Annotated in this window: 3 protein-coding genes; all 3 read left to right on the top strand. The window is 67.5% G+C overall.

Going from position 1 to position 1,833, the window contains the following annotated elements; translation table 11 throughout:
- Positions 1 to 209: helix-turn-helix domain-containing protein (locus DBR23_RS21025; RefSeq protein WP_304466226.1), on the top strand; the 209-nt coding region annotated here is incomplete at its 5' end.
- A 121-nt stretch (positions 210 to 330) separates the two neighbouring features.
- Complete coding sequence (locus tag DBR23_RS21020) at positions 331 to 1,530, top strand: threonine ammonia-lyase (protein ID WP_108499491.1); 1,200 nt, start codon at positions 331 to 333, stop codon at positions 1,528 to 1,530.
- Between the two features lie 74 nt (positions 1,531 to 1,604).
- Entirely contained in the window at positions 1,605 to 1,751 is a 147-nt protein-coding gene (locus DBR23_RS30025; protein ID WP_165836532.1) for a hypothetical protein, read from the top strand.
- Positions 1,752 to 1,833 lie beyond the last annotated feature (82 nt).

Raw genomic sequence — 1,833 nt, 5'->3', positions numbered from 1 at the left:
CCCCCACCCCGGCGGCAGAGCTGCCCGCGACCGCCACCACCCCAAACACCGCCGACAGCCCGCTGCGCGACGCCGTGGATGCCTGCCAACGGCACGCCATCACGCAGGCCCTGGCGCGCCACCAGGGCAACTGGGCCCAGGCCGCGCGTGCGCTGGAGGTGGACGCGAGCAACCTGCACAAACTGGCGCGCAGGCTGGGCCTTAAATAGAGAATCAAAATTGATAGCAATCAGCGCATGAATTTCTGGCGCTTGCGGCACTTTTCATCCAATTTCTTGCCCGGCACCCGCCACGGTGCTCCACCGGCCCGCGTTGCGCCACAATCGGCGCATGCTGACCCTCCAAGACATCCGCGACGCCGCCACCCGCCTGCAAGGCCAGGTGCTGGACACCCCCTGTGTGGAATCCAAGACGCTCTCGCAGATCGTGGGCGCGCAGGTCTTCCTCAAGTTCGAGAACCTGCAGTTCACCGCGTCCTTCAAGGAGCGCGGCGCCTGCAACCGGCTCACGCTGCTGACGGACGAGGAGCGTGCGCGGGGTGTGGTGGCCATGAGCGCCGGCAACCATGCCCAGGGCGTGGCCTACCACGCGCAGCGCCTGGGCCTGCGCGCAGTCATCGTGATGCCGCGCTTCACGCCCGGCGTGAAGGTGGAGCGCACGCGCGGGTTTGGTGCCGAGGTGGTGTTGCATGGCGACACGCTGGAAGAAGCCCGCGCCCACGCCTACGCGCTGGCCGATGCGCAAGGCCTGACCTTTGTCCACCCCTACGACGACGAGGGCGTGGCTGCGGGCCAGGGCACGCTGGGCCTGGAGATGCTGCAGGCCGTGCCCGACTTGGACACCCTGGTGATTGCCGTGGGCGGCGGCGGGCTGATCTCGGGTGTGGCGACGGCGGCCAAGGCGATCAAGCCCGGCATCGAGGTCATCGGCGTGCAGACCATGCGCTTCCCGGCCATGGTCAACGCGGTCAAGGGCACGCACCACCCGCAGGGCACATCAACCATCGCCGAGGGCATTGCTGTGGGCACGCCGGGCAAGATCACGCAGGAGATCGTCAAGCGCCTGGTGGACGACCTGGTGCTGGTGGACGAGGGCGACATCGAGCAGGCGGTGTTGATGCTGCTGGAGATCGAAAAGACCCTGGTCGAAGGCGCAGGCGCCGCCGGCCTGGCGGCGCTGGTGCGCTACCCCGAACGCTTCCAGGGCAAGCGCGTGGGCCTGGTGCTGTGTGGCGGCAACATCGACCCGCTGCTGCTGGCGGCCATCATCGAGCGCGGCATGGTGCGCTCGGGGCGCCTGGCGCGCATCAAGGTCAGCGCACGCGATGTGCCCGGCGTGCTGGCGCGCATCACCGCCACCGTGGCCGACGCGGGCGCCAACATCGAGGAAGTGCACCACCAGCGCGCCTTCACCATGCTGGCCGCGCAGAACGTGGAGATTGAACTGGTGCTGCAAACCCGGGGCAAGCCCCACGTGGATGAGGTGCTGGGACAGCTCCGCACGGCGGGCATGCAGGCCGACCTGATCTGAGGCCACAGGGTTTTGCGCCCCACGCAGGTTCTCGCGGCTAGAATTGCGCAAGTTTTAAGCATCTGGAGCCCACCATGTCTGACCACAACACCTCGCACGCCCCCGCAACACCATCGAACGACCCTGTGGAAAACGTCGTTCACGTGGTCCCCGTGGTGCTGCCGGTGGTGGGCGGCATCATGATGTTCCTGCTGGCGTTCATCGCCGTGATGATGGCCTGACCGCTCCGGCAGGCCTCCACCACAGCCCCGCAGTGCGGGGCTTTTTTTCGTCCAGCCCCCACTCCCATCCTCGTTTGACCTG

It is taken from the genome of Acidovorax sp. HMWF018 (assembly GCF_003061035.1).
Taxonomy (GTDB): Bacteria; Pseudomonadota; Gammaproteobacteria; order Burkholderiales; family Burkholderiaceae_C; genus Acidovorax; species Acidovorax delafieldii.
Note: the sequence above shows the minus strand (reverse complement) of the source record. Positions and strands in the feature narration are given on the sequence as shown.

Bases quoted from the DNA above. Each gene is read 5' to 3' on its own strand.
- DBR23_RS30025 (WP_165836532.1), top strand. From the start codon at position 1,605: ATGTCTGACCACAACACCTCGCACGCCCCCGCAACACCATCGAACGAC.
- DBR23_RS21020 (WP_108499491.1), top strand. From the start codon at position 331: ATGCTGACCCTCCAAGACATCCGCGACGCCGCCACCCGCCTGCAAGGC.